We start from the raw sequence: 22127 nt of genomic DNA on the forward strand, positions 1-22127 counted from the left end.
AACTAATAAATAATTCTGAGGAGGATTTTAAATGAAAAAACTAATATCAATAGAAGGAATGAGTTGTAACCACTGCGTTAATCATGTAACAGAGGCATTAGAGGAAATAGGTGCAGAAAAGATAGATGTAAGTCTTGAAAATAAATCAGCAGAACTGGACATAAAGGACAGCGTTACCGATGAAAAAATTAAACTTGCCGTTGAAGATGCTGGATATGATGTAGTTAAAATAGAAAACCTATAGTAAGTAACAAGTTAAGACCAATATGGGAGTTAGTCCTATATTGGTCTTAACTTTAAACCTCTAACTGTTTATGAGGATTTTATTTTTTAAAAGTTTTAAAAGTAACAACGCAATCACGCCACCAACTATAGCCGTTATAAGCTGCAGAGCACCCATAGCAACTGAAAGGGTTTTTATTATTTTAGGATTAGTAAAGAGTTTTAATGCAATAACTATTTTTGTTGCTGATAAAAATAAAAATAAAAATTTAAATAGCGCACCAATAATTATTCCAATAATATCTCCATATTTATTGATTTTTGTAAAGTTATAATAGAGTATAACAAATATTAGATTACCTATTATTATAAATGGTATAAATGGGGCAAGTGGAGCAGCAAGTTGTCCAAGTATCCAAGCCAGGAGTGGAGTTAGAATACCAACAGCAACTCCTAGCCATAAGCCACATATTGTAGCAGTTAGAATTAGTATGGCATTAACAGCTGGACCAACTAGAATTTGACCTATACCAGGAAAGGTTCTTCCTATTAATTGAAATATTATAGCAATGGCTAGAAGGAAAGCTGCTCTTGTTAGGTTTTTTAAATTACTATTCATGATATCACCACCTTTTGTTTAAAATTATATTAATCAACATAAAAAAACACAAATCACATCTTTCATAGTGAATAAATTTATTTCATGTCCTAAGTTAATTATATGCTTATTTAATTAATAATCAATGTCAATTGAAAGGTAACTAGTTGACATAAAGTTTGCTATAGTGCATAATAAGGAATCGTAAGTGAATAACTGAGGTAGAGGTGCGTTATTTAATAGTATATCTGTGGATAAAAGCAAGATGAGACAGATAAAAAGGAAATTTCGCCGAAGTTTATAGTAAAAGCTTAAATACTATATAACTGGTTTTATGTAGAATATGCGTAAAACTGTCACAACTATTTTGTGGAGAGCTATCATTCAAAATGAATTTTCATATATATTATATATATGTGTTAAGTCTTGAGTGATCAATACTCAGGGCTTTTTTTAATGCTCATCTTAGTGAAATTCGCTTATCGGAAATTACCGATAAGGAGGCAAATTTATGGAACAAAAAAAAACACATCTAAAAAAGGATATAGGGCTTTTTATTGCAACAGCATTAGTTACAGGTAATATTATGGGGTCAGGTATTTTTATGCTTCCAGCAACCCTTGCAAAAAAATCAGGGCCTGGTGCAACAATGCTTGCATGGGTGCTAACTGCAGTTGGATCCATTTTTTTGGCATTGTCATTTGCAAAGCTAGGATCTAAAATACCTAAAACTGGTGGTCCCTATGAATATTCTAAGAGTGCATTTGGGGATTTTACAGGATTTTTAAGTGCGTGGTTGTACTGGAATGGATCCTGGATTGGAAATGCAGCGGTTGTGATTGCTATTGCAAGTTATGCGGGAATGTTATTTCCAATACTAAGTACTAGTCATATTGCAGGTCTTTTATTTACAAGTGGAATACTTTGGATATTTACTATAGTAAATATAGTAGGAGTTAGACTTGCAGGAAAAATTCAAACTACAATAACTGTATTTGAGATTCTTTTATTTTTATTTTTTATTGTAGCCGCAGGAATGCATTTTCATATTGCTAATATGATGCCGCTATTTCCAAAAGGTAAGGGTATAGGAACTATGCCCATTGCTGCAACGTCTACTCTTTGGGCTTTTGTTGGACTTGAGAGTGCTTCAATTACTGCTGGAGAAATAAAAAATCCAGAAAAAAATGTTAAACGAAGTACTATACTTGGAATAATTATTGCAACAGTTATGTATATGGGTATAAATATAGCAGCTATGGGAGCAGAGTCAAATACTGATCTATCCCAAAGTGGAGCGCCAATAGCTGATATACTTTCAAAATATTTTGGAAGCGGCGTTGTAACATTTGTAACTATTGGAGCAGTAATAAGTATACTTGGAACTACTATAGGATGGATTTTGTCTACAGCACGTGTAGCTTACGCTGCTGGAAATGATAAAATATTTCCAAGCGTTTTTTCTAAGGTACATCCTAAATTCAAGACACCTTATGCATCATTAATTATTGGGTCCGTACTTGTAAATATACTTCTATTTATGAATTATAATAAAAGTTTTACATCAGCATTTTCATTTGTGGCTTTACTTGCAACGTTGTCGTTTTTGCCAGTTTATGCAATGACAGCTGCATCAGAAATTATGCTAATATCCAAAAGAGGAGATAAATTTAATTTACTCACATTTATTAAAAATTCCATTGTTCCGCTTCTTGGATTTATATATGCAGTTTGGGCTATATATGGTTCTGGAGCAGAAATTGTTATGTATGGTTTCCTTTTAATATTGGCAGGCATACCATTTTATATTTATATGTCTTTAAAAAATAAGGATAAGATAAATGCTTTAAGAAACAAGGCAATTTAGCACGAATTATATCCTTAATAAAGCTCATGGTAGCATGGCATTATATGTTCGGATGCTACTCGCTAAACTTAGAAAGACTAAGGCTTACGTTTCTCAAATCCCTAAAACCTTTAAACTCGCTATGCTCAAACAGTAAAGGTTTTTTAACGGGATTCAAGAAACGTAAGCCTAAGTCTTTCTAAAGTCCGCTCGAATAGCCTCTTTCACATATAATGCCATGCTGCGTATGTGAATTAATTAAGGTAGAATCCAGAAAATAACAAGTTAAATTAGTTATAGGGGTTTAATAAACATTTGAGTCCAATAACAAGTTCCGCTTTTGTTTTTTGCAAGGCCAACTCCAATTTGAGTATAGGATGGATTTAAAATGTTGGCTCTATGACCTGGGGAGTTCATCCAGGCTGTTACAACTGAAGAAGGAGTTTGCTGTCCCATTGCTATGTTTTCACCAGCGGCAGAAAATTTAAGCCCAAAGGTTTCCATCATATTAAAAGGAGAGCCATAGGTTGGTGAAATGTGAGAAAAATAATTTTTGTTTATCATATCTTGAGATTTGTATCTGGCTATTCTTGATAGTTGCCAATTGGCTGTAAGTTTTGGCAAACCATTATTTACTCTTTGGATATTCACTAGCCTAATAACTTCATTTTCTGCTGTTTTTATATCCTGTATATTGGGTATGTATACAACATTACCTGGATATATTAAATTTGGATTTTTCAGTTGCGGATTTAAGGAGATCAATTCACTTATACCAGTTTCATTCTTCACGGATATTTTCCATAGACTATCGCCAGGCTTCACAGTATATGCTAAATTTGCACCATAAACTGTATTTTGAAATAACATGGTGAAAAAAAGTAATGAAGATAAAATAACTTTTTTATTCATAGGTTCACCTCTTTGAATTATTTTGTTTATATTATGATCATGAATGTGAATGTGAATGTGAAAGTATCTAAAGATATCTTGTGATAAATTAGTTTTTTTATAGTAAGAAATATATACCAGTGCCGTTTTATATTAGGAGCGATTAAAAATAAATTGATGACTTGTATCTGAATAGTTGATAAATTTTACTAATAAAGCTTATAATATAAGCAGTTACTAGTAATATAAAGACTAGCATAATGGAGGGAAAATATATGGACATTAATAGTAAAGTAGATTTGCTTAAGGAAAAATTAGTTGAAGCTGTTCAAGACGTTGTAAGAGTAAAAAGTGTAGAGGGGGAACCTAAAGCGGGTATGCCTTTTGGTGAAGGACCAGCTAATGCACTTGAATTAGTATTGACTATAGCAAGTGACCTAGGTTTTAAGGTTGTAAACCTAGATAATTATGTGGGATATGCTGAATATGGAACTGGAGAAGAATATGTTGGTGTTTTAGGACATCTTGATGTAGTACCAGAGGGTTCTGGTTGGAAATATCCACCTTATGCAGCTGAAATACATGATGGTAAAATATATGGAAGAGGAACAACAGATGATAAAGGACCTATAATGTCTGCACTGTTTGGACTTAAGGCACTTGTAGATTCAGGCGCTACTCTTTCAAAAAAGGTAAGAGTTATTTTTGGTACTAACGAAGAATCTGGTAGCAAAGAACTTGAATACTATCTTGCAAGAGAGAAACCACCAATATCGGGATTTACTCCTGATGCTGAATATCCAATAATAAATGGCGAAAAGGGTATTACTACTTTTGACCTTGTTAAGGAGCTTTCAGTTAAGTCAGAAAGCGAAATATCCATTGAATATATAAGAGGTGGACAAAAATCAAATATGGTTCCTGATTATTGTGAAGCAGGAGTTAAAGCTGATTTAAAAAGCAGCGTAATTGAAAGTTGCTACCATTTTGCAGAAAGAACAGGATATGATTTAAAAGCAGAAGAAAAAGATGATTTGGTAATAATAAAAGCTTTCGGAATTTCGGCTCATGGAAGTTTACCAGAACTAGGTAAAAATGCGATTATGGAACTTTTTGCATTCTTAGGCGAACTTGATCTTGGAAAATCAGATATACTAGATTTGATCAATTTCTTTAATAAATATGTTGGACTTGAAACTAACGGAGAATCTTTTGGAATAGGGCTAGAAGATGAAATTTCAGGTAAACTTTCATTTAATTTAGGAGTTGTAAATATTGATGAAGATAAAGCAATACTTGCTTTAAACATAAGATACCCCGTAACTAAGACTTATGAAGAACTCATGAATCCATTTAATGAAAAAATAAGTGGTACTGGAATGGTTATTGAAAATATGCAACATCAGGAACCATTATATTTCCCTGAAGATCATGAACTTATAAAAACACTTCAAAAGGTTTATACAGAGCAAACAGGAGAAGAAGCTAAGTTATTATCTATTGGAGGAGGAACATATGCTAAGGAAATGCCTAACATTGTTGCTTTCGGACCAATATTTCCTGGAAAACCAGATCTAGATCATCAAGCTAATGAATATATTGAAATTGATGATTTAGTAGCAAATGCTAAAATTTATGCCAATACTATTCTTGAACTAGCCAAATAGTGAAAGAGAAGCAGTTATTAAGTGATAAGTGACAAGTTAAGGATATTTTGCCTTTAGGCAAAATAAAAACAATCAACCCAATATTATTATATTTGGTTGATTGTTTTGCGTTAGCAAAAAATTGTCTACAATTTGTCACTTGAAACTTGTCACTCTAAAACTCCATAGCAGTTTATTACTGCTTTTACATACAATAATCGTTAGTGAACGTTGCCTATTTGTTTTTTGTTAATTTCGAATTTTAATAGTTTTTCCATGCAGTTTATTATTATATTGAGATGATAGTTGAAGACTATATTCAAATTATTGTTTTCATAGATTAGATCATCTAAATTGTAATTATATAATTTGGTGAGCCTTTTTTTATTATCATCATTTATATGTAAATTATCACCCAAAGAATTGATAATATTAATACTTATAAGTATTAGGTCACATATTTTTATAATATCTAAAACTGTATTTATTTCTATAAGTTCTCTTGCTTTTATTATAAAGTCTTTTTTGTAATTTTCTATATGCGTATTTAAATGAGAAATTTCTTTAATTATAACTTGGATATCCATGGTAATATTATGGCAAAATTTGTTTCCACAAAATAAAATTGTATTATCTACAAGCGTGTTACTAGATAAAATTATTCTATTCAAATATTTTGGAGGGTATATGGCATAATTAACAGCTACTGAAATAACTATACCTATAAAAGTCTCAATTAATCTGCCTGAGCTGTAGATAAAGGGACTTTTCCCATTTAGGTTGGTCATGATAGCCAAAAATACTATACAACTAATACTTACAGATTTATTCCATTTTAAATGACTACATATGGATATAACAATTGTAATTCCTAATCCTATTAGAAAAATATTTGCAGGTGCGATAAGCGCAAATATAAGTCCAGTAAAGGCACCTACAAATGTACCAAGCATTCTATTTTTACCAGTATGGAAGGACGAGGAAACTGAACCTTGCATGGAAATAACTGCTGCTATACAAGAATAAAAGGGATATTCTATGCCCAGTAGTCTTGTGACCAATATACATATAAATACCGCAATAGCTGTTTTTAAAGTTCTCATGCCCATAAAGTTAGTAAATATTTCTTTGAATTTCACAATATCACCTTTTTTTAATTATAATATTTGGTTATTACGTATAAAGTATTAATGTTACATTTTGTATATCCAAAGTATATTATAAGATATTTAACTGGTATTAACAACGATTAAATAAAAATTGAAAATTGTTAGGATACATAAATTTGTTCTATTGTCTTTTAATTTGGTCTATAATATTATTATAAAGATAAAATATTAAGATTGGAGTGAAAATTATGCCTAAAAAAAGTTTTTATAGTAAAGGTGAAGAGATAGCAAATGCAGTCACCCATGGTATAGGAACACTTCTTGCAATTTCAGCATTAGTACTCCTTATAGTTTTCTCTACACATTATGGGAATACTTGGTACATAGTTAGTTATACAATTTATGGAGCTTGTCTTGTATTACTTTACCTATTTTCCACACTGTATCACAGTATAATTAATAAAAGGGCTAAAAGGGTACTTAGAATTTTTGATCACGCATCCATATATATTCTAATTGCAGGGACATATACACCATTTGCATTAACAATACTTAGAAACCATGGTGGATGGATAATCTTTGGAGTAGTTTGGGTAGCAGCAGTAATAGGGATTACAATAAAAGTGTTTTTTACTGGTAAGTTTGAAGTGGTTTCTACAATTGTCTATGTTGTAATGGGATGGTTAATAGTATTTTATTTAAAAACATTAATTGCTAATTTGCCTACAGCAGGAGTAGCATTGCTAGTAATTGGTGGAATAATATATACATTGGGCGCTGTTTTGTTTCTATTCGACAAAATACCATACAATCATGCTATATGGCATTTATTTGTACTTGCAGGAAGCACTTGTCATTTTCTTTGCATACTTTTATATGTACTTTAATATTAATAAGATGAGTTTTTTTTATTACTTAGTATCACTACTGAGTATATATATCACTATTGATAATATACTCAGTAGTGATATAATATTGGTATAATAAATTATAGAAATATAAAAAATTTGGGAGTGATGTCTAAATGGAAAGAGTAGCATTAATTACTGACACAACAGCTGATTTACCGGATGAGTTAGTTAAGAAATACAATATAAAGGTGCTGTCATTTAGAATTATATATAAGGACAGAGAGTATAAGGATAAAATCGAAATAACTTCGCAACAGGTTTATGATGGCTTTGCCAGAGAGATACCAACATCTTCAATGCCTGCACTTCAAGATATGGAAGATGTTTACGAGGAATTAAAAAAAGAAGGATATACACAAGTTCTTGGTATAACATTATCAACAGGACTTTCAGGAATTCATAATGGATTAACATTAGTGAGCCAAAATCATCCTGAAGTTAAATCATATATTTGTGATTCAAAATCCATATCACTTGGGGAAGGCGCACTTGTGATAGAATGTGCAAAGCTTATAGAACAAGGGAAAACTCTTGATGAAATTGTAGAAAAAATACCTTCCTTGCAAAAAAGAATACACCTGTTTTTTGTGGTAGATACATTAGAATTCTTAATTAAAGGTGGAAGAATAGGTAAGGTATCAGGTACAATAGGTACATTGTTAAATTTAAAGCCTATAATATCAGTGGATATTGATGGCAAATATTTTACTTATGCAAAAGTTAGGGGTAGAAAACAGTCTTTGTCTAAATTAGTTGAGATAGCAAAAGAAATAACGGACAAAAAAAGATGTACTGCTTATGCTATGCATGGAAATGGAGAAGAAGACACCTTAAAGGTTAAAGATGTTATAGAAAGATTTGAGAATGTAACATCAATGCATTGGGGCGGATGCATAAGTCCAGTGTCAGGAGTTCACAGTGGACCGGGACTTGTAGGGCTTGTTCTGGTAGAGGAAGAATAAAATATGGGTAGCTTTAAAGGCTTTGATGTTAAAGAGGAAGAAAAAAGGCTTTACAAGGAATACAAAGAAAAATTAGCTAAACTAAAAAAAATTGAAAAAGAGGAACAGTCAGTTGGTCAAGTTTTTACAAAGGGACTACTTCCTTTATATGCGCTTTATATTTTAAGTTTGGGAGCTACCAATGGAAATGATATAGCACATAAAATTGGAGAAAAGACTCATGGCCTCTGGATACCTAGCACAGGTGGAATATATCCTTTATTAAAAAAAATGGAAAAAAGCGGTCACATAATTGGAACGTGGAACGATGAAATTAGAAAAACACAAAAGGTATATTCTTTAACTGAAGGTGGAATTATAGAATTAGAAAATAAAAAAATACTTTTAAAGGGTAATATCAGTGAAGCTCTTGAAGTATTTAAAATAATATATAAAGATTTATACGGATAAAGGATATCATATGATGTCCTTTTTTGGCAAAATCATTAATAAATTGTTGAAATATAAATTTTACAATTAGCGTAATATATTAAAATAAATACATAAATACATCTAAGCTGTAAAAATGATAATTAGGTATTGAATATATATATCAAAATGGTATAATTGTTATTAAATTAGCAATTATATATCTGAGTTGTTATGAAAATATTAATAAAGGGGACTTTTACTTGAAAGAAATATTTAATACAAAATCAATTGATGTCTTAATCGCAGAAACGAAGGGTAAAAAATCCCTGGCTAAGGTTTTGGGACCGTTTGAACTTACTTTACTTGGAATTGGAGCCATTGTTGGAACTGGTATTTTTGTTATAACAGGTCTGGCAGCAGCAAATTTTTCAGGACCAGCACTTGTACTATCATTTGTTATAGCCGGTTTTGCATGTACTTTTGCCGCACTTTGTTATGCTGAATTTGCCGCAATGGTACCAGTTGCAGGAAGTGCGTATACTTATGGCTATGCTGCTCTTGGTGAAATATGGGGTTGGATTATAGGTTGGGATCTTATACTTGAATATACTGTTTGTATAGGTACGGTGGCAATTGGTTGGTCAGGATATGCAGTAAGTTTACTAGGAAACTTAGGAATTACCATTCCAAGTAAATTGTCATCTGCACCTTTGGAGGGTGGTTTTGTTAATTTACCAGCAGTTATTATTGTTACTTTAATTTCTTTGCTTTTAATTACAGGGGTTAAGCAGAGTACAAGATTAAATAATATTATAGTTATAATAAAACTTTCAGTTATTGTATTATTCATAATTTTAGCAGTGGGTCATGTAAAACCTGCTAATTGGCATCCTTTTATGCCTTATGGTTTTAGTGGAGTAGTTAAAGGTGCAGCTTATGTATTCTTTGCATATATAGGTTTTGATGCAGTGTCTACTGCAGCAGAAGAGGTTAAGAATCCTCAAAAAGATTTACCAAAGGGAATTATTTATTCACTTGTAATTTGTACAGTACTTTATATAGTAGTTTCAGCTATATTAACAGGAGTAGTTCCTTATCTTAAATTTAAAGGTACTTCAGCTCCAGTAGCATTTGCTCTTCAGCAAATAGGTATTAACTGGGGTTCAGCTTTAGTATCCGTTGGTGCTATATGTGGAATAACTTCAGTATTATTAGTTATGATGTTTGGTCAAACTAGAATATTCTTTGCAATGTCTAGAGATGGACTTATACCTAAAGCACTTGGTAATGTAAATGAAAAGACAAAGACACCAATAACATGTACGGTTATAGTAGGAATAGCAGCAGCCGTAATCGCAGGTTTTTTACCAATAGGTATCGTTTCAGAACTTACTAACATCGGTACACTTGCAGCATTTATAATTGTTTCTTTAGGAGTAATAGCATTGAGAATTAAAAGACCGGATCTTAAAAGAGCATTTAAGTGTCCAGGAGTTCCTTTTACACCTATCATATCAGCAGCTGCATGTGCATATTTAATCGCTCAACTTCAAGTTTTAACAATGATTAGATTCATTATATGGTTTGCACTAGGGCTTGTTGTTTACTTTGCATATAGTAGAAAGCATAGTACTATGCAAATTGCTGATAAAGAAGCCAAGGAAAAAATCACAAGTTAAAAGTAGCAAGTAGTTAGGTAATGAAGAGTTTTCTGAGAAGACGAAAAATGAATAAAATAGGGAGGTAAGTAGATTTGTTAAATAAATCTACTTACCTCCCTGAAATTTGTAACATATTTACTTAATCTCTCCATGTTTCTCAAAATCAGTTATTTGAGAAATTGAATTGTTATCATCTAAAAAAACTACTATTGGTTTGTGGTCTATAGCTTCGTCTTCATCTAATTGGCAGTATGTCATTAAAATAACCTTATCACCTGGCTCAGCAAATCTTGCAGCAGCTCCATTTAAACAAATAACTTTGCTACCTCTTTTTCCCTGAATAACATAGGTTTCAAGGCGGCTTCCGTTATTTATATCCACAACTTGTATCTTTTCATATTCAACAATATTGGCTTTGTCCATAAGATTCTTGTCAATGGTTATGCTTCCCACGTAGTTTAGATTTGCCTCTGTGACTGTTGCTCTATGAATTTTTGATTTTAACATATTTAATAACATAGTATCCTCCTTAGTAGGGCAATCTCAAAGAAAATAGACTAGGGTAATGGATTAATCTATTTTCTTTGATGATTTAATAAAATTATGCTTTATACGTAAAATTATCAATAAGCCTTGTATTTTCAATATAGATAGCTATGGCAACTAAAATAGAAGCTTTTATATTTGTTACGGGTTTTAATGTTAAACTATCCACAACTTCAATGTAATCAATTTTAGCTAAGACTTCAGAATTAATTTTTTCTTTAATTATATCTTTAAAAATGCTGGACTTTCTTTCACCATTTTTAAGGGCCTCTTTAGATAAATTAAGGCTTTTATTTAGTATTAGAGCAGCTTTCCTGCCATTTTCTGATAGGTAGGTATTTCTAGAACTTTTGGCAAGTCCATCTGTTTCTCTTATTATTGGACAGCCAACTATTTCAATGTCAAAGTTCAAATCCCTTACCATTCTTTTTATAACAGCTAACTGTTGGGCATCCTTTTCACCAAAGTAAGCTTTATCAGGCGTTACTATATTAAATAACTTAGAAACTACCACGCAAACACCTCCAAAGTGGACAGGACGTTTTGCACCACATAAACCATCAGTTAACCCAGCTACGTTTATTGTTGTACATGCATCATCAAAGTACATACTTGAAGGTGATGGATTAAAAATAAGATTAGCACCTGCACTAAAACATAAAGATTCATCATTTTTCATATCCCGAGGATAAGTTTCTAAATCTTCGTTTGCACCAAATTGAGTTGGATTTACAAATATACTTACTATAACTCTGTCATTTTCCTTTGCGGCTCTTCTAATAAGACTCTCATGACCTTCATGTAAAAAACCCATAGTGGGTACAAGACCAATACTGAGACCTTCTTTTCTCCATGTTTTTATTTGATTTCTTACTTCATCTATTGAATTTAATATGTTCATTACTAGTTTCCCCCTAATACAATTTGCCGATAATTTCATCATCAATTTTAAAACTGTGTTCCTCAGAAGGAAAAACACCATTTTTTACTTCATCAATATAATCTTTAAATGCAGTATTCATAACTTCACCAGCATTGCCATAGGTCTTAACAAATTTAGGCGTGAAATCTGTAAATAATCCTAGCATATCCTGATATACAAGAATTTGTCCATCACAGAATTTGCCAGCACCAATCCCTATAGTTGGCACAGTGACGCTTTCGGTTATGATTTTTGCAAGTTTCCAAGGTATGCCTTCAAGCACAATAGAGAATACTCCAGCATCTTCTAATTTTTTTGCATCATCTATTATTTGTTTAGCCTTGTTTTCATCTTTACCTTGAACCTTGAAACCACCAAACATATTTACAGATTGAGGTGTTAGTCCAATATGCCCCATTACTGGAATCTGAGCTTTAACAATAGCTTTAACTTCTTCATATACAGTAGCTCCCCCTTCAAGCTTTACAGCACCAGCGCAGCCCTCTTGAATTATTCTTCCAGCATTTTTAACTGCATCATATACAGAAGTTTGATAGGACATAAAGGGCATATCACCAACTACAAGGGCGTCTTTGCTGCCACGAGTAACTGCCTTTATATGGTGAAGCATATCCTCCATTGTTACACTTAATGTGTCTTTATATCCAAGGCATACCATTCCAAGAGAGTCACCAACTAGAATCCCATTAACGCCAGCATTATCTATAATCTTTGCCATAGAATAATCATAAGCAGTTAGCATTGTTAGTTTTTCATTTTTCCCCTTTGCATCCATGAAAGTTGATACACTGTTCTTCATGTTTATTACCTCCTCATGTTATTTAGTATTCTTCTTAATTGATCGTAGGAAACTTGGATATTTTTTTTCTCAGATAAATCTACTAAGTTCAAAGACAAATGTTTATACAATTCAGCATCTTTATCCGGTATAACGGATAGGTGATGGTTTATTGTATCTACATCCATGCGCTCCACAGGGCCGGTTAAAGCATTAATAAATCCACTTTTCTTTATGTTATTTATATTGTTCTCTATTAATGGCATAAGTGCACTTAAGGCAGTTTCATTATCAATGCCACAATCAACCAGATATCTACATCCTATATCTAAAAGTGAGAGTACCAAATTTGAAACAGTAACACTAGCAAGATGGTATAGTGGTTTCTTATCTTTATCTATTAGAATAACTTTATTGCCTAAGCCATTAAAAACATTTTTTAATGCAGATAGATATTGTTCATCTCCTTCTATTGAAAAATATATTTTGTCTAACGATTCATAGGTGGTTAATTTATCAAAAAAAACACCCATTGGGTGAATAGAATATCCGAATGCTCCTAAAGTGTTTATGCTAAAAAAGATTGATGAGGATAAGGAACCACTTGTATGGCAAATGATTTTATCTTTTAGATTATATTCTTTAATTTCAGACCATATCTGGGGGATTACATCATCGGGAGTAGTTATAAATATTACATTACAACTTTGAATTAGGGTTTTTAATTCTGAGTAAAAAAAGCTATTTGTGAATCTGGCAGCTTTTTTAGCAGAATTTAGATTTTTGCTGTAGTAACCAGATAATTCTAGTTTATGAATACTAAAATATTTACCTAGGCTTACTCCAACTCTTCCAGCACCTATAAAACCAATATTAAAATCCATGGCATCACCAGCTTTTTATAATAATAAAGGGGCTATCTCAAAAGTAAGAGAAATTGCAAAGCAATTTTCTAATTTTGAGACAACCCCGTAGCTCCCGTATAAGCTGTCCCATTCAATTTGATATGAGCAGAATAATAATCTTATTTTAAAATAACACTTTTGGTGCAGTTCGAAACGATACTACCCGAAAGTATTTTAACATATATTAGTTATGGATTCAAATATATATTAAAGATATGACTAAGATGTATAATAATTATTTACAGGAGGAATTTATGAATATAAACTATATTTTTATAATAGCACTGGCATTGTCATTAGATGCATTTGGTGTTGCTATAAGTATTGGTATAAACAGGTCACTTAGAATAAAAAATAAAATATTATTTGCAATATCATTTGGCTTTTTTCAATTTTTATTTTCATTTATAGGTGCATATCTAGGATTTTTCTTTAGTACATATATTATATCTATACCTAAAATAATGGGGGGAGCAATTATATCTATTGTTGGAATAATTATGATTAGAGATGGTTTTGAACATAAAGATAATACTTTTTTGCTGAAGAATAAGATGTATGCTATTCTTGGTGCATCTGTAAGTATAGATGCATTGGTTATTGGATTCACTATTTTAGGACATAGTCTAGATTTAGTTTCACTACTTGTTCAAACTGTTTTCATTGGAGTAGTTACATTGATCATTTCTTCAATTGGGTTTATTATTTCAGTATTTATTTCTAAAATTGATGTAATAGCCAAATATGCAGATTTTATGGGTGGAGTTATACTTATAGTATTTGGAATAAAATTGATGCTTTTTTAATGATTATATTTGCATCAGAGATTATACAATGATATATATGTGATATAATTAAAATAAAAATTATTATAAGGTGATATGGTGAATTATGAATCTTGTTTAAAAGAAAAAAAAATTAAAATAACCAGAGGAAGAGTAGTTATTTTAAATATTATATATAATTCTCTTCAACCAATAACTGCGGATTTTATATATGAAACCTCAGTTGATCAAGGGAATAATATTGACCTGTCCACAGTTTATAGGAGTCTAGAACTGTTTGCAAGCAAAGATATTGTGGATAAATTTGATTTAGGTGACGGAAAATATAATTATAAAATAAAAGAATATAAACATAAGCATAAAATTGAATGTAGTTGTTGTCATAAAAAGGTAGAGATAGATTGCCCTATGATTCCAATAGAAGAATTAATTAAGAACAAAACTGGATTTGTTCTTCTAGAGCATGAACTTAATATGAAGGCTGTTTGTCAGGATTGCTTGAAAAAAATATCTGAAAACAATGAAAAATGATTATATTAATTGGATTTATTTACATTTTCTAAATATGAAAGTGGTTCAAGTGTTTTAACACTCCAAAGACCTTCGCTATTCTTCTGCATAATCATTCTATATTTAACAGTCTTATGTGGAACTTTATATTCCATGCCCTGTACCTCAAGTATTGCAATTTTTGTGTCTGAAAATACAAGGTGGTAATAATCCACATTGTACAATTTATAATTGTTAAAAAATCCAGTAGTTAAATAATGCTTTGCAGAATAATTAATATCTGTATTTTTGCTGTTTTGAATATTATGTATTACTATAATAAGTATAAAAACTAAAATGCAGAAAAAAACTATCAATGTATTTTTATGTTTAGAATTTTTTTTCAAAGAAACCACCGCCTTAAATTAATATCCATAAAATGTAAATATATTATAATAAATATAGAACCATTTGTAAAGACTCAATGTACTTTAATTTTGATATAAATAAAGGAGTGTTATAATGAATTTTTCGTCTTTAGTTTTAATGGAAAAGGATAAAGCCAGTAATCTTTTTGTAAGAGAGCTTGGTAGCTATGAAGTGAGTGATGGAGCAGAATATGTGTCTAAAATGTACTACGATGGTGAAAAGGTTAATATGTTTTTTGATACATGTAAAGATGTTGAAGAATGGGAATACTCAGCTATTTTTGATGTTTTTAACTATGATATATTTACAAAACAAGGTTATGAAATAGATGATGTAGATGATGAATATAATCCCACTTGGAAACTGAAATTTGATTTTTTATCAGAACATATGGATATGAAAGCTAAGCTTGTAGAAACATGTATTCTTGTTGAAAAAGCCATTAAGGATGCTTTTGAGGAAATTAAAGATAAAGAGAGTTTATACTAAAAAAGTGTTAAAAGTATTTTTTATGAGTGATTGTAATAAAAACACATCGAATCCGAGAGGAGAAAAATATATGGATAAAATAGAAAAAACAAAATCAAGAGATATGATTGAAGAAAAATATAAATGGAAAATAGATAAAATATACAAGAACAACCAAGCCTTTGAAGAGGATTTAAAAAAAGTTAAAAATTATGTATCACAAATAGGTAATTTCAGTGGAAAATTTGGCGAAAGCACAAAGCTGTTGGAATTTTACAAATTAGATGAAAAGGCTTCAAGAATATTAGAAAAATTACTTGTCTATGCACATCAAAGAAGTGATGAAGATACTGGAAATAATGAATTTCAAATTTTAAGAAGCAAAATAGATTCTTATTTTTCAGAATTTAGTAGTGCAGAGGCTTTTTTTATTCCAGAAATATTAGCACTCCCAGAAGGCACTATTGAAAGAGAAATTAAGGAGCTACCAGAATTAAAAATGTATGAATTTGCGCTTAATGATATTTTGAAAATGAAGCCACACATACTTTCAAAAAGTGAAGAAAAACTTTTAGCTGGAGTTTCTGATTGTCTAGAAGCACCAGGTAATATTTTTAGTATGCTTTCAAATGCGGATATGACATTTCCTAACATAACTGATGAGGATGGAAAAAAGGTTGAACTAACGGAAGTAAAATATAGTAATTATATAAAATCTAAAAATAGAGAAGTTAGGAAAAAAGCATTTACTACTTTATTTAATACTTATGGAAAATACAAAAATACCTTTGCCGAGGCACTATCATCTTCTGTTAAAAATTTTGTATTTCAATCTAAGGTAAGAAAGTACAATAATTCTATGGAATCTAGTTTAATGCCAAATGATATTCCAGTAGCTGTATATACAAATCTTGTGGCAACTATAAATGATAGGCTACAAGCTTCTATGCACAGGTATGTGGAAATCAAAAAAAAGCTTTTAAACTTAGATGAACTTCATATGTATGATTTATATGTTCCTATAGTTGATGTTCCAAAAGAACATATTGAGTTTGAAGATGCTGTGAAAATTGTAAAAGAAGGATTGAAACCTCTTGGAGAAGATTATTTAAAAATCTTTCAAGAAGGTATTGATAATGGATGGGTAGATGTATTTGAAAACAAGGGCAAAAGAGGGGGAGCTTATTCTTCTGGATGTTATGATACTATGCCATATGTACTATTAAATTACAATTACGAATTGAATGATGTATCAACTTTAGCTCATGAGATGGGTCACTCAATACATTCGCATTACTCAAGGGAAAATCAGCCTTTTATATATTCAGATTACTCATTGTTTTGTGCAGAGGTTGCTTCAACTACCAATGAATGCTTACTTATTAATCACTTGATAAATAAGGAACAAAACAAAGAAAAAAAATTATATTTTATAAATCAACAACTTGAACAAATAAGAACTACAGTGTTTAGGCAAGTTATGTTTGCAGAATTTGAAAAAGTAATACATGAAAGTATAGAAAATGGTTCACCACTTTCAGGAGATGATTATTGCAAAATATGGCATGAACTTAATGTGAAATATTTTGGAAAAAACATGGTTGTTGACAAAGAAATTGATATGGAATGGGCAAGAATACCTCATTTTTATAGTGATTTTTATGTTTATCAATATGCCACTGGTTACTCCGCAGCAAATTCATTTTGTAATATGATGCTTGGTGAAGAAAAAGATGCGGTATCTAAATATAAAGGTTTTTTGAAGAGTGGATCTAGTGATTATCCAATTGAAGTATTAAAAAGAGGCGGAGTTGATATGACAACACCAAAACCTCTTGAGGATACAATAGATACCTTCAATAAGTTATTGGATATGCTAGAAAACTAAAAGCGACAAGTTTCAAACGATAATGTTGCAAGTTATTTGATAAATCCTCAGTTTTATTTCTTAAAACTGAGGATTTATCAACTTATATGCTAGTCCATAATATTTAACTTATCCATGGATGCATTAAATTAAGAATTGAATGGTTTCATTAATCAATTTAAAATAAAATCAAAATAAAGTATCTTGTTAATTATTACATAATGATGTAATATTATAATAAATAATCGGGAATTTTAGTCTTTGATTAATAAGGAGAACTTTATGAGATTAGAGTTTATGGATAATGTTAAAGAAAATGATGTTTTAGGAAAAAATATATATACTAATGAAGGTGCCATATTACTAAGAGTGGGTATTAAATTAAATAGTATATTTATACAAAGACTTAAAGAAATAGGTGTTTCTTATGTTTATATAGAGGACGATAGGTTTGAAGATGTAGTTACTCACGATGAAAAATTGGTAGAACTTAAAAGTTTGACTATGAAAAATATGTCACAAATAACGAAAAATATTTGTAATAATGACAAAACAAGTATAAGACAATCAGTAAAAGTATTGGAAGAGTTAATTGACTATATTGTGGAAACAGGAGATGTGAACAATTGTCTTTTCGATATAAAGACATATGATAACTACACGTATCTTCACTGCATCGATACATGTGTAATGTCAACATTTCTAGGACTTAATATGAATTTTAATTCAAGTGAATTGAGAGAACTTGGTACAGGGGCAATTTTACATGATATAGGCAAGACAAAGGTACCTTACTCTATAATAAATAAAGAAGGAGCTTTAACTGATGCTGAGTATAGGATAATAAGAAAGCATCCTATTTATGGAAAAGAAATTCTAGAGAAAAATTATACAATATCCGACAATACAATTAAGGTTGTATCAGAACATCATGAGAGATTTGATGGAAAAGGTTATCCATACGGATTAAGTGGTAATTCTATATCTAAATTTGGAAGGGTTGCCTGTGTATGTGACGTATATGCTGCAGTTGCAAGTAATAGAAGCTATAGGAAGAGATTTAAGCCTAATGATGCTTATGAACTTATATTGGCGGGTAGCGGTAGTATGTTTGACAGTAACATTGTAAATAAATTTAAAAATACTTTTTCAGTTTATCCATTAGGTAGTCATGTGATTTTATCAAATAAGGTAGAAGGTTATGTAGTAAGGCAAAATAGCGGATTTCCTGATAGACCAATTATAAGGGTTTTGAATGCCATGTCAATAGAACGTTCAGAAAGATTTTATGAGATTGACTTAATATATAATGTTAATATTACAATAGAAGATGTAGTTTGATTAATGTTAAAAATGGATTAATTATAGCAAATAATAAAAAATAGTCCTTTAGTTGTAGTGAAATATTTAAAAATAATAAACTATCTATTAAAATGGAGAATATTATGGATAAAAATACAAGATCACTTATTGAAAGTATTTGCAGGAATAACAATTATCAAATAACAGAGCTTAAATGTGGAAGTGATTATTTATGGGGAGTTATAAATAGTGAAATGTTTCCTAAAAAACTTTTTATATTTTTTGAAAATAATAAACGAAAACAATTAGACTTAGTCGTAAATGATTTGGAAATTAATCATAAAGACAGTATAGATTATATTAAGGTTTTAGTAACAAAAAGTAATGCTGATGTTAACCTAAATGAAAATAGGCTCATAGCATTAAATGTTAAGAAAAATAAAATTTTATATATTTCATCAGACATGGATGGTAGATCTAGAGAAATAGAAACCATTATAAATTCCAGGGTTTCTTATGAAAATCAATCTGATTATTTATTTACATATATTATTATAGGGATTAATATAGTAGTATTTTTAATATCTGCGTATTTGTCCGGTAATATATTTAATATAGATTCTAATGTATTGATTTCAATGGGAGCAAAGGAAAACTCGCTTATTAGTAATGGTGAATATTATAGACTATTAACCAGTGAATTTTTGCATGCAGGTATTGTACATATAACAATGAATATGTATTCCCTGTACATAGTAGGAAAACTGGTTGAAAAAATCTATGGAAAATCAAGATATATAGTGATTTATATTGTTTCTGCTATAGGTGCATCCACTCTAAGTTATTTATTTAGTAATTCTATGTCAATAGGAGCTTCGGGTGCAATATTTGGCATAATGGGGGCAACACTTGTTATGGCATATAAACTTAGAGACAGGATTGGAAAAGGATTTTTAAAAAACGTTATAGCCGTAATAGTAATAAATCTTATCTTTTCTGTTTCAGTACCGAATATTGACTTATTTGCGCATCTAGGTGGATTTATTAGTGGAACAATTTTATCATGGCTATTGTACAAAGAAAAGTTAGCAAATTAAGCTAAAAAGCCTAGAGGTAAGTTACAAGTGATGGAGATTTTGCCTAGGGGCAAAATAATCAAACACGTTAAAAGGGAATGCAAGTAGATTTGTGTAATAAATCTGCCTGCATTCCTATTTTAATCCACTTTTGTGCGTAGCAGAAAAATTTTCCTAAACTAGCTTGTAACTTATAAATTATCACTTGAAACTATTTTATAAATCTCATCCGAAAGTAGTGTTTCTTTATCCAAAAGTTCTTCTGAAAGCATGTACAAATGATTGAGGTTTGAAGTTAAAAGAGTTTTAGCTTCCTCATAAAGTGAGTTAAGAATATTTTTGCACTCTAAAGTTATGTCATTGCCAATAGTACAATCTATATTTGAAAGTTCTGAAAGATTAAGTAAACCTAAACTATCACCCATTCCATATTGAGTAACCATATTTTTAACAAGAGTTGTACTTTCTTTAAGGTCACTATAGGCGCCAGTAGTTATAAAATCCTTAGAAAATATAAGGTCTTCAGCTAATCTTCCACCAAGTAGAACCATGATTTTTTTCTTTATATAATCTTTGTTCTGATACATGGTATCCTGAGGAATACTTAAAGTATATCCACCAGCACCTTTGGTACTTGGAATTATTGTAACTTTGGAAACTTTATCATCTGGGAGGAGCTTAAGTGACAACAAAGCATGTCCGGCTTCGTGAAAAGCTGTTATTTTTCTATCTTTTTCATTTATACTAGAGCGATTTATTTTTTCATGACCTGCTAATACTATTGAATATGCTTTATCAATATGACTGTCTTCAATAAATTCGCTTTGATCTTTGCAAGCTATAATAGCAGCTTCATTTATAAGATTTTCCAGCTTGGCACCTGAAAAATATACAGTTTTACGCGCTAAGTCCTCTATATCTATTTTTCCAAGTGGCTTATTTTCCAGATGAAGTTCTATTATTTTTTTTCTTGCACATAAATCAGGAAGTGATATCTCGATATGTCTGTCAAACCTACCTGGCCTTAAAAGAGCGGAGTCTAACATATCTAATCTGTTTGTGGCAGCAATAACAACTATTCCCTCTTTTTCATTGAAACCAGACATCTCTGTTAATAATGCATTAAGGGTTTGATCCCTCTCATCTGAACCACCAGAAGTGCTTCCAGATCTTTTTTTTCCAATGGCATCTATTTCATCTATAAAAATTACGGCTTTACCATTTGTTCGGGCTTTTTTAAAAAGCTGTCTTATTCTACTTGCGCCAACACCAACATAAATTTGAACAAAATCAGAACCTGTCATGGCATAAAAGGGAACTTTAGCTTCACCGGCTACGGCTTTTGCTAAAAGAGTTTTACCAGTACCGGGTTCTCCATAAAGGATGATTCCTTTTGGCATTCTTGCACCGTAACGAGAATATTTTTCCGGATTCTTAAGAAAATCTACAATGTCATTGACGCTTTCCTTAGCTTCTTCATTGCCTGCCACAGAGTTAAAGTCGAAAGTAGCACTCGCCTCTGGGTTTACATCTAAAGAATCTACCGCAAATGCTTTTTTTGCACCGAAAGCTTTAGATTTTATCATCATAAGTATTGATGCTATTATACAAATTACAAGACTAGCTATTGGTAATATTTCAGCTCTAGGGAAATATGGTGTCTCAGATACCTGAACATTAGCTTCTAGTAATTGTTCTTTGAAATTATCTAGTCGAGGATTATCTGTTTGATAAATTGTACCATTTTTAAGTTTTACATTAATTTTTGGTGAATTAGTAACAAATACTTCATCAACTAGATTACTTGACACATCTTTACGAAAATATAAGTATTGTTTGCTAGCTGTGTTAAGACCTGAAAAATTAATTATACCTAATATAATCAGCGATATAATGCTTATTGTAACAGGTATTAATATATATTTATTTTTTACCTTATTCACAAACATACCTCCTATATTTCTCTATAAATTTAAATGATTATAAATTGATCATTAGCTTAAGTGTGTAGATTATTTGTTTACATAACATCATTATACACTACGTTATGTAAATGTCTAATGGCAAATAATTGACATAAGAGAACTATTTAGATAAAATATTCGAAGGTTAGAATGTTTAATGGAAATTCGGAAATTTTAGCTAGAATATTTATATACAATTATAGCGTTTAAAAGTTATAATAAAGAAAAAAGGCTAAAAAATATATATTACATAAGGCAACTTCTTGAAAATAGACTAGTATACTAATTTGCTATTTTTTTGAAGATGCATAGGAAGGG

Annotated in this window: 22 protein-coding genes and 1 riboswitch; of the genes, 13 read left to right on the forward strand and 9 right to left on the reverse strand. The window is 30.7% G+C overall.

The window, feature by feature from the left end:
• The first annotated feature begins 31 nt into the window (after positions 1–31).
• A complete protein-coding gene (locus tag BR66_RS0109335) occupies positions 32–244 on the forward strand; it encodes a heavy-metal-associated domain-containing protein (RefSeq protein WP_026882697.1) in 213 nt (70 codons plus the stop codon).
• 60 nt (positions 245–304) lie between these two features.
• On the opposite strand, the gene BR66_RS0109340 is transcribed toward BR66_RS0109335, so the two are convergent.
• Entirely contained in the window at positions 305–841 is a 537-nt protein-coding gene (locus BR66_RS0109340) for an ECF transporter S component (RefSeq protein ID WP_026882698.1), read from the reverse strand.
• Positions 842–1034: 193 nt separating this feature from the next.
• A riboswitch (Lysine riboswitch) is annotated at positions 1035–1208 on the forward strand.
• A gap of 123 nt (positions 1209–1331) precedes the next feature.
• Between BR66_RS0109340 and BR66_RS0109345 the strand changes: the two genes are divergently transcribed.
• Entirely contained in the window at positions 1332–2687 is a 1356-nt protein-coding gene (locus tag BR66_RS0109345) for an APC family permease (RefSeq protein WP_026882699.1), read from the forward strand.
• A gap of 273 nt (positions 2688–2960) precedes the next feature.
• Here BR66_RS0109345 and BR66_RS0109350 read toward each other — a convergent pair whose 3' ends face one another.
• Positions 2961–3578: a CAP domain-containing protein gene (locus BR66_RS0109350; protein ID WP_026882700.1), complete on the reverse strand. Its 618-nt coding sequence runs from the start codon at positions 3576–3578 to the stop codon at positions 2961–2963.
• 254 nt (positions 3579–3832) lie between these two features.
• Between BR66_RS0109350 and pepV the strand changes: the two genes are divergently transcribed.
• Entirely contained in the window at positions 3833–5224 is a 1392-nt protein-coding gene (gene pepV, locus BR66_RS0109355; protein ID WP_026882701.1) for a dipeptidase PepV, read from the forward strand.
• 200 nt (positions 5225–5424) lie between these two features.
• Here the strand turns inward: pepV and BR66_RS0109360 are convergent, their stop codons facing one another.
• On the reverse strand, positions 5425–6342 hold the full coding sequence (locus tag BR66_RS0109360) for an FUSC family protein (RefSeq protein ID WP_026882702.1): 918 nt from the start codon (positions 6340–6342) through the stop codon (positions 5425–5427).
• A 218-nt stretch (positions 6343–6560) separates the two neighbouring features.
• Between BR66_RS0109360 and trhA the strand changes: the two genes are divergently transcribed.
• The 4 genes from trhA (at position 6561) to bcaP (ending at position 10275) form a co-directional block, all read left to right on the forward strand.
• Entirely contained in the window at positions 6561–7199 is a 639-nt protein-coding gene (gene trhA / locus BR66_RS0109365; protein ID WP_026882703.1) for a PAQR family membrane homeostasis protein TrhA, read from the forward strand.
• 137 nt (positions 7200–7336) lie between these two features.
• Positions 7337–8185: a DegV family protein gene (locus BR66_RS0109370; RefSeq protein ID WP_026882704.1), complete on the forward strand. Its 849-nt coding sequence runs from the start codon at positions 7337–7339 to the stop codon at positions 8183–8185.
• 3 nt (positions 8186–8188) lie between these two features.
• On the forward strand, positions 8189–8635 hold the full coding sequence (locus tag BR66_RS0109375; protein ID WP_026882705.1) for a PadR family transcriptional regulator: 447 nt from the start codon (positions 8189–8191) through the stop codon (positions 8633–8635).
• 221 nt (positions 8636–8856) lie between these two features.
• Positions 8857–10275: a branched-chain amino acid transporter BcaP gene (gene bcaP / locus BR66_RS0109380; RefSeq protein WP_026882706.1), complete on the forward strand. Its 1419-nt coding sequence runs from the start codon at positions 8857–8859 to the stop codon at positions 10273–10275.
• 117 nt (positions 10276–10392) lie between these two features.
• On the opposite strand, the gene panD is transcribed toward bcaP, so the two are convergent.
• The 4 genes from panD to BR66_RS0109400 all read right to left on the reverse strand — a co-directional run bounded on the left by panD (position 10393) and on the right by BR66_RS0109400 (position 13408).
• Entirely contained in the window at positions 10393–10776 is a 384-nt protein-coding gene (gene panD / locus BR66_RS0109385) for an aspartate 1-decarboxylase (protein ID WP_026882707.1), read from the reverse strand.
• Between the two features lie 82 nt (positions 10777–10858).
• Positions 10859–11704, reverse strand: a complete 846-nt coding sequence (gene panC, locus BR66_RS0109390) for a pantoate--beta-alanine ligase (RefSeq protein WP_026882708.1) — start codon at positions 11702–11704, stop codon at positions 10859–10861.
• A gap of 13 nt (positions 11705–11717) precedes the next feature.
• A complete protein-coding gene (gene panB, locus BR66_RS0109395) occupies positions 11718–12545 on the reverse strand; it encodes a 3-methyl-2-oxobutanoate hydroxymethyltransferase (RefSeq protein ID WP_026882709.1) in 828 nt (275 codons plus the stop codon).
• A 5-nt stretch (positions 12546–12550) separates the two neighbouring features.
• On the reverse strand, positions 12551–13408 hold the full coding sequence (locus BR66_RS0109400; protein WP_026882710.1) for a Rossmann-like and DUF2520 domain-containing protein: 858 nt from the start codon (positions 13406–13408) through the stop codon (positions 12551–12553).
• 275 nt (positions 13409–13683) lie between these two features.
• On the opposite strand from BR66_RS0109400, the gene BR66_RS0109405 reads away from it, so the two are divergent.
• Complete coding sequence (locus BR66_RS0109405) at positions 13684–14235, forward strand: manganese efflux pump MntP (RefSeq protein ID WP_026882711.1); 552 nt, start codon at positions 13684–13686, stop codon at positions 14233–14235.
• Between the two features lie 78 nt (positions 14236–14313).
• The gene (locus BR66_RS0109410) at positions 14314–14745 is read left to right on the forward strand and encodes a Fur family transcriptional regulator (RefSeq protein ID WP_026882712.1); all 432 of its coding nucleotides are present in this window, start codon (positions 14314–14316) and stop codon (positions 14743–14745) included.
• A gap of 5 nt (positions 14746–14750) precedes the next feature.
• Here the strand turns inward: BR66_RS0109410 and BR66_RS0109415 are convergent, their stop codons facing one another.
• A complete protein-coding gene (locus BR66_RS0109415) occupies positions 14751–15110 on the reverse strand; it encodes a hypothetical protein (protein WP_026882713.1) in 360 nt (119 codons plus the stop codon).
• A gap of 115 nt (positions 15111–15225) precedes the next feature.
• On the opposite strand from BR66_RS0109415, the gene BR66_RS0109420 reads away from it, so the two are divergent.
• From BR66_RS0109420 to BR66_RS0109435, 4 genes are all read left to right on the forward strand, one after another.
• Positions 15226–15621, forward strand: a complete 396-nt coding sequence (locus BR66_RS0109420) for a DUF6762 family protein (protein WP_026882714.1) — start codon at positions 15226–15228, stop codon at positions 15619–15621.
• Between the two features lie 70 nt (positions 15622–15691).
• On the forward strand, positions 15692–17488 hold the full coding sequence (gene pepF / locus BR66_RS0109425) for an oligoendopeptidase F (protein ID WP_026882715.1): 1797 nt from the start codon (positions 15692–15694) through the stop codon (positions 17486–17488).
• Positions 17489–17749: 261 nt separating this feature from the next.
• Entirely contained in the window at positions 17750–18808 is a 1059-nt protein-coding gene (locus BR66_RS0109430) for an HD-GYP domain-containing protein (protein WP_026882716.1), read from the forward strand.
• 104 nt (positions 18809–18912) lie between these two features.
• Entirely contained in the window at positions 18913–19866 is a 954-nt protein-coding gene (locus BR66_RS0109435; protein WP_026882717.1) for a rhomboid family intramembrane serine protease, read from the forward strand.
• A gap of 170 nt (positions 19867–20036) precedes the next feature.
• On the opposite strand, the gene BR66_RS0109440 is transcribed toward BR66_RS0109435, so the two are convergent.
• Positions 20037–21788 (reverse strand): ATP-dependent metallopeptidase FtsH/Yme1/Tma family protein, encoded by a 1752-nt coding sequence (locus tag BR66_RS0109440; protein ID WP_026882718.1) that lies wholly within the window; start codon positions 21786–21788, stop codon positions 20037–20039.
• Positions 21789–22127: the final 339 nt, after the last annotated feature.

Source organism: Clostridium akagii DSM 12554 (assembly GCF_000686725.1).
Classification (GTDB): Bacteria; Bacillota; Clostridia; order Clostridiales; family Clostridiaceae; genus Clostridium_I; species Clostridium_I akagii.

Coding starts and splice junctions, on each gene's coding strand:
- panC (WP_026882708.1), bottom strand. CDS start 11,704: ATGAACATATTAAATTCAATAGATGAAGTAAGAAATCAAATAAAAACA.
- BR66_RS0109375 (WP_026882705.1), top strand. CDS start 8,189: ATGGGTAGCTTTAAAGGCTTTGATGTTAAAGAGGAAGAAAAAAGGCTT.
- BR66_RS0109400 (WP_026882710.1), bottom strand. CDS start 13,408: ATGGATTTTAATATTGGTTTTATAGGTGCTGGAAGAGTTGGAGTAAGC.
- BR66_RS0109370 (WP_026882704.1), top strand. CDS start 7,337: ATGGAAAGAGTAGCATTAATTACTGACACAACAGCTGATTTACCGGAT.
- BR66_RS0109335 (WP_026882697.1), top strand. CDS start 32: ATGAAAAAACTAATATCAATAGAAGGAATGAGTTGTAACCACTGCGTT.
- panD (WP_026882707.1), bottom strand. CDS start 10,776: ATGTTATTAAATATGTTAAAATCAAAAATTCATAGAGCAACAGTCACA.
- BR66_RS0109435 (WP_026882717.1), top strand. CDS start 18,913: ATGGATAAAAATACAAGATCACTTATTGAAAGTATTTGCAGGAATAAC.
- BR66_RS0109345 (WP_026882699.1), top strand. CDS start 1,332: ATGGAACAAAAAAAAACACATCTAAAAAAGGATATAGGGCTTTTTATT.
- BR66_RS0109350 (WP_026882700.1), bottom strand. CDS start 3,578: ATGAATAAAAAAGTTATTTTATCTTCATTACTTTTTTTCACCATGTTA.
- pepV (WP_026882701.1), top strand. CDS start 3,833: ATGGACATTAATAGTAAAGTAGATTTGCTTAAGGAAAAATTAGTTGAA.
- BR66_RS0109420 (WP_026882714.1), top strand. CDS start 15,226: ATGAATTTTTCGTCTTTAGTTTTAATGGAAAAGGATAAAGCCAGTAAT.
- panB (WP_026882709.1), bottom strand. CDS start 12,545: ATGAAGAACAGTGTATCAACTTTCATGGATGCAAAGGGGAAAAATGAA.
- pepF (WP_026882715.1), top strand. CDS start 15,692: ATGGATAAAATAGAAAAAACAAAATCAAGAGATATGATTGAAGAAAAA.
- BR66_RS0109405 (WP_026882711.1), top strand. CDS start 13,684: ATGAATATAAACTATATTTTTATAATAGCACTGGCATTGTCATTAGAT.
- trhA (WP_026882703.1), top strand. CDS start 6,561: ATGCCTAAAAAAAGTTTTTATAGTAAAGGTGAAGAGATAGCAAATGCA.
- BR66_RS0109340 (WP_026882698.1), bottom strand. CDS start 841: ATGAATAGTAATTTAAAAAACCTAACAAGAGCAGCTTTCCTTCTAGCC.
- BR66_RS0109430 (WP_026882716.1), top strand. CDS start 17,750: ATGAGATTAGAGTTTATGGATAATGTTAAAGAAAATGATGTTTTAGGA.